Origin of the sequence: Peptacetobacter sp., assembly GCF_029264495.1 — a bacterium.
Taxonomy (GTDB): Bacteria; Bacillota; Clostridia; order Peptostreptococcales; family Peptostreptococcaceae; genus Peptacetobacter.
Map to the genome: position 1 here is coordinate 1 of NZ_JARIBH010000013.1, position 5,947 is coordinate 5,947.

At 27.9% G+C, this 5,947-nt stretch carries 6 protein-coding genes; 1 reads left to right on the forward strand and 5 read right to left on the reverse strand.

The features are described from left to right. Positions 1 to 196: 196 nt before the first annotated feature. From Q1J78_RS01130 to Q1J78_RS01140, 3 genes are all read right to left on the reverse strand, one after another. Positions 197 to 1,147 carry a C40 family peptidase gene (locus tag Q1J78_RS01130; protein WP_300279594.1) on the reverse strand — a complete coding sequence of 317 codons (951 nt, stop codon included), beginning with the start codon at positions 1,145 to 1,147 and terminating at the stop codon, positions 197 to 199. Positions 1,148 to 1,470: 323 nt separating this feature from the next. Continuing rightward, on the reverse strand, positions 1,471 to 2,727 hold the full coding sequence (gene gluD / locus Q1J78_RS01135; protein ID WP_300279597.1) for an NAD-specific glutamate dehydrogenase: 1,257 nt from the start codon (positions 2,725 to 2,727) through the stop codon (positions 1,471 to 1,473). Between the two features lie 159 nt (positions 2,728 to 2,886). Next, complete coding sequence (locus tag Q1J78_RS01140) at positions 2,887 to 3,702, reverse strand: ATP-binding protein (RefSeq protein ID WP_300279600.1); 816 nt, start codon at positions 3,700 to 3,702, stop codon at positions 2,887 to 2,889. Positions 3,703 to 4,144: 442 nt separating this feature from the next. Between Q1J78_RS01140 and fdxA the strand changes: the two genes are divergently transcribed. After that, positions 4,145 to 4,315, forward strand: a complete 171-nt coding sequence (gene fdxA, locus Q1J78_RS01145; protein ID WP_300279603.1) for a 4Fe-4S ferredoxin — start codon at positions 4,145 to 4,147, stop codon at positions 4,313 to 4,315. Between the two features lie 92 nt (positions 4,316 to 4,407). On the opposite strand, the gene Q1J78_RS01150 is transcribed toward fdxA, so the two are convergent. Then, positions 4,408 to 5,049: a redox-sensing transcriptional repressor Rex gene (locus Q1J78_RS01150; protein WP_300279606.1), complete on the reverse strand. Its 642-nt coding sequence runs from the start codon at positions 5,047 to 5,049 to the stop codon at positions 4,408 to 4,410. 316 nt (positions 5,050 to 5,365) lie between these two features. Next, the coding region (locus Q1J78_RS01155) for a hypothetical protein (protein WP_300279609.1) at positions 5,366 to 5,947 on the reverse strand (582 nt) is incomplete at its 5' end.

Consider the following 5,947-nt stretch of genomic DNA (forward strand, 5'->3'; position numbering starts at 1 on the left):
AGCTTATCACCTTTACCTATCTAATGTCAATAAGTTTATATCATTTATATTTTACCACATACTATACTAATTATTATATATTTATTTAAGTTTACCTATATTTATTTCTTTAAATTAAAATAATAATTATACAAAATAAAAGACATCACTACAAACTGTAATGATGTCTTGTATATTTGATTATTTCTATTCTATTTTATAATACTCTTCTAGCTGTTACATAATGACTAGAGTAATAATCAGATGTTATATCTGTTACCTTTACAACATCTCCTGAATGTGGTGAATGTATCATACATCCATTTCCAACATATATTCCAACATGGCTAACTCCACCACTTCCATCTGTACTGAAGAATACTAAATCCCCTGGTTGAAGTTGATCTCTGCTTATTTCTGTTCCAACATTTGCTTGATCAGAAGATACTCTTGGTAAAGATACTCCAACTGAATTTTGGAATACGTAAGTTGTAAATCCTGAACAGTCAAATCTATCTGGTCCTGTTGCTCCCCAAAGATAAGGACTACCTTTTTTAGAATATGCTAGGTTTAATACAGCTTGCACACTATAATTATTTGATGAAGGTACATCTATTATATTACCTTCTACATCTACACTAGGTACTACTGGAGCTTCATCTGTAATATAATCAGAATGAACATATCCTTCTTTTCCTTGATTTCTTACTTGAATCCAATCTCCTTCTTTCTTTACTACTACTAATGCACTACCTTTATCTAATTCTTCTATTACTTCAGATGATGTATTATCAGATGATCTAAGATTTAGAGTAGATGCAGTTGTAAATGCAACCCCTTCTGATATATCTAAATATTCAGAAGAAATCCAAGCATCATCATCGCCATCTTTTACATTAATCCATTCACCTTGTATTCCTTTTACTTTAAATTGTTCTCCCTCTGATGCAACTCTTTTTGTATTTCCATCAACTCTTACATTTACTGATTTTCCATCTTTAACAGTTGCAACTTTATATGGAGTTTCTTTATAATTATCTATTGTTATTCCAGTTTCAGTATCTGGAACTGAATTTATATTATCTATTTCATCAGCACTAGCTAATACTGTACCTGTAGCTACCATTGCAACAGACATAACTAAAGAAAGCAGTTTTTTCTTATCCAAATTTATACACCTCCAAATTATTATATATATCGATTTTTAATAGTCTAGTTTAATTTTCAATCTTATACTTTTATTATTTCTAACATAAAAGAATTTATACATTATATTAAATTTTTATTTTACTTTACTTCCCTATCTTATATATTATACACTCATTTTTATATTATGTAAATAAATCAATATATTCTAATTTAAGTATTTTCAATACTTTAAAATCTCTTAACTCTTTACAATATAAAAAGCTGTGATAATAATTATATAAAATAATCATCATCACAGCTTAAATTACTAGTTAATAAAATTTATTCTTTTATGAGTAAATCTTAGTACCATCCTCTTAATTTCATAGCTTCTGCTACTTTTTTAACTGAATGCATGTAAGCAGATTCTCTCATTGTAACATTGTATTCTTCTTTTATTTTCCATAGAGATTCGAAAGCTTTAACCATAGCTTCTTCTTCTTTAGCTTCTACATCAGCTTCTGTCCAGTAGTATCCGTATAAGTTCTGTACCCATTCAAAGTAAGAAACTGTAACACCACCAGCATTAGTTAATATATCTGGAGTTAAAGTTATTCCTTTTCTAGCTAATACTTCATCAGCTTCTGGAGTAGTTGGTCCATTAGCTGCTTCACATATTAATTTAGCTTTTATAGTTTCAGCTACATCAGCAGTTATAGCATTTTCAAGAGCTGCTGGTACTATTATATCAACATCTAATGCCCAGAATTCTTCAAGAGATATAACTTTTGCTCCTGGGAAGTCGTATAAATCACCATTAGCTGCTCTGTGATCCCACATAGCCTGGAAATCTAAACCATCTTCTTTGTATATTACATAAGAACCATGTTTTGGGCACCATTCAGCAACTGCAACTACAGTACCATTTAATTTCTGTATGTTTTTAACTGTGTAAGCACCAACATTACCAAATCCCTGAACAGCTATTTTAGCTTCGTCCATAGCTATTCCTAATTTTTTAGCTGCTTCTCTAACTGTTACAGCAACACCAAATCCTGTAGCTTCATTTCTTCCTAAAGAACCACCAAATACAATTGGTTTACCAGTTATAACACCTATACTGCTAGTTCCTGTTAATTTATTATATTCATCAACCATCCAAGACATTATCTGACCATTAGTATTAACGTCTGGAGCTGGTACGTCTACTTTTTCACCTATTAATTTGTATATTCCATCTATATATCCTCTTGATAATCTTTCAAGTTCTCCCTGTGATAACTGGCTAGGGTCAACTATTATTCCCCCTTTACCACCACCATATGGTATTCCTGTTACAGAACATTTGAAAGTCATCCATATAGATAAAGCTTTTACTTCTTCTAATGAAACGTTTGGATGGAATCTAACTCCACCTTTTGTTGGACCAACTGCATCATTGTGCTGAGATCTAAATCCTTTAAATACTTTTATAGATCCATCATCCATTTTTACTGGTATGTTTACTTCTATAACTCTCTGAGGTTCTTTTAATAATTCGTAAACATTAGGTTCCATTCCTAATTTATCACACGCTTTTTTAACCTGTGCCTGTGCATTTTCAAAAACATTTCCTGACATTGTGTAAGCCCCCTTAAATACTCTTAAATATATTCATATAAACTTTCACGCTTGAAAAATCATTTTCCCGCGTCCATATTTTGATTATAACATACTTTTTTAAAAATAGTACAACATTTTATAACGTTTTCCAAATTATTTTGTTATATTACTATTCGACTATTTATTCTTTATTTTTTTAATATATAATCCAATTTTACCCACATCAATTAATGTTGTTTCTTCAATATTCTTTTTGATGTCTTTTTGTACATTTTCCAAATTTGTAAAAACTTTTATATTATTTATATTTATACTAATTTTTATATCTAATTTATCACTTATATTAGATATATTTATTCTATTTATGTTATCTATAAACTTTTCTTGGTATACTGTGTATTCTATAATTTGTTTTAGCACTTTTGAAGATATATAAAATTTCCCAATATAGCTAAAAGATGGTCTTATAACTGTCTTTTCAAGTATTACAGCTTTCTTATTTGAAGTCATAAAGAATCTTTTAAGGGGATTTATATTCAATTTATTTAATCCATTTATTCTATTTTTTATCTCTACTGTCGGTACAGGTATTATATGATTTCCTTTTTTTCTAGATTCTAACGCAGCTATAATTTCTTCTTTTGTACTTATATCATTTATATCTATTATTTTGTAAATTTTCCCTAAATTTAATGCATTACAAATTTTATTTATCATTTTAATAGAAGTTCCTAAAATTAATATATTTTCTATCTCTAATTCGTTAATTTTTTTCTTAACGTTTTCCCGATGTTTTTCATCTAAAAAAATAGCTCTTCTAACTGCCTCAATCTTAGTATTTGCTTGCTTTGCAGATATTCCTCCTATTATTTTACCGTTATTTATAAACAAGCCATCATCAACTATATAATTTATATTATTTTCACAAGCAATTTCTAATGCCTTATAACTTTTTCCTGTTCCACTTTTACCTACTAGCGCATAAATTTTCAAAAGTATAGCCACTTTATTTTGATATCATTTTATATTTACTCTATTTTTAAAATTTAAACTTATATTTATATAAATATACGCTATATAGTATATCATTTTTAATGTATTTATGTTATACTACTTTGTTTTTTTAATATATATCAAAATAAAAATAGCTTCTTCACCTCTTTTCTATATTTTTTTATTTTGAAATTTTTTTAACACATTTTCTTATATATGAAATTAATAATTTAAAATCATTCTCTATCTTTAATTATAATCAAAAAATAATCATTATTTACCAATAAATTTTGTTCTAACTCCCGTAAGTATTGAATTAACTAGCCTTAGATTGTATAATCAAAATTTATTTGATTTTCATCAATTAATTTAATTGTTATCATAGTTTTTTTTTGTTATAATGTAGTTACAATAAATTTATAACTATTAGGAGGAAAATAAAATGGCATACAAAATATCTGATGCTTGCGTAAGCTGTGGTGCTTGTGCAGCTGAATGTCCAGTTGGAGCAATATCTGAAGGAGATAGCATGTACGTAATAGACGCTGATACTTGCGTTGAATGTGGTGCTTGTGCAGAAGTCTGTCCAGTTGGAGCTCCTCAGGCTGAATAATTTGAGTAAATAAAAAAGACTGATTTTTATCAGTCTTTTTTTTATTTTCATTTTTTAAAAGTTCAATTTTAGTTGATATTTTTAGTTTACACTTATTTTTTTATTTCATTGTTTTCTTTCATTAAGTAAGAAAGAGTAAATAAGCTTTCTGTTAAATTAACATTTTCAACTATTATTCCTTTTGGAACTTCTGGATCTATTGGTGCAAAGTTCCATATACCTTTAATTCCAGCTCCCACGATTCTGTTTATTAACTCCTGAGCACCATTTTTTGGTATACAAACTATAGCTATATCTATTTCATGTTCTTTTATATATTCCTCTATTATATCAGAGTCTAATATTTCTAGTTCTCTTATTTTTAAGCCTATCATTCTTGGATTCGCATCGAATAATGCTTTTATTTCAAATCCTGAATTTCTAAAACCTGAATAGTTTGTTATAGCCTGCCCTAAATTACCTACACCTATTAAAACTGCATTATAAGGTCTATCAAGCCCTAATATTTTACCAATTTCTTTGTGTAAAGCCTCTACATTGTATCCGTATCCTTGTTGTCCAAAGCCTCCAAAATTATTTAAATCCTGTCTTATTTGAGAAGCTGTGAACCCTATTATTTCACTTAATTCTTTTGATGATATTCTTTGAACATCATTGTCTAAAAGTTCTCCTAAATATCTGTAGTACTTAGGTAGTCTTCTTATAACTGCCATCGAAATATTTTTATTACCCATATTAATCAGCACCTCCTAACCTTTCTTATAATCCACTATGGTTTATTATATAACATACTTTTTTTCAAAACCATACATACAGCCTTGAATATATTATATCAAAACATTATAATAATGTCTTTATAGTTGTTAATTTTTGTTAACACATATTTATCGATAACATTTTGAAAATGCGATTGTTATATTTTTTTCTTAATATCTTATTATAAATAATAACATATGATTATAATTAGATTTTTAAATTTCCGTCGGAAAAATGTTGGAAATGTTGGAATAAAAAAAGAGAGGATTTTATCCTCTCTTTTTATTTGTATATCTATATTTCACAAAATTCATCTTCATTTGATATGTATATTTTTTTATCATCTAAATATTCTATTTCTTCACTTCCATCTTCACAAAAACTTAGTTTAGCTATTACAGAAAGTCCTCTGTCAAAATCCACTGTAATATTCATTTCAGGTTCGCTTGGATGATATCCTGCTTCTATCAAAGCTATATAATGATTATAGTTTTCAACAGCTTCTTTACTATCCCAAATCTCTGGATTTTTTAGAAGATGTAAATTACCTTCTTTTTCAACTTCTGCTACTGTTTTTCCAACAACAACATCTAATTCGTTACTTATTATTTTTATATCATCTACTAAAAACGGAACATCTTCGCAGAATGCTGCTATTTCTTCGCCATTTACAGTAACTAGGTAATCAATTTTAGTTATATCCTCTTTAGCTCTTATAACAGCTTCAATAAATTCGTCCATATCTTCAAAATCATATACTTTGTCATTATCAAAATAACAATCCATTTGTCCAAAGTTTTTATCTGTTGAAAAAGCTAGCTGAACATTTTCTATTTCATCAATATTTAGATCTTCACCAAATTGTTTTTGATCTTC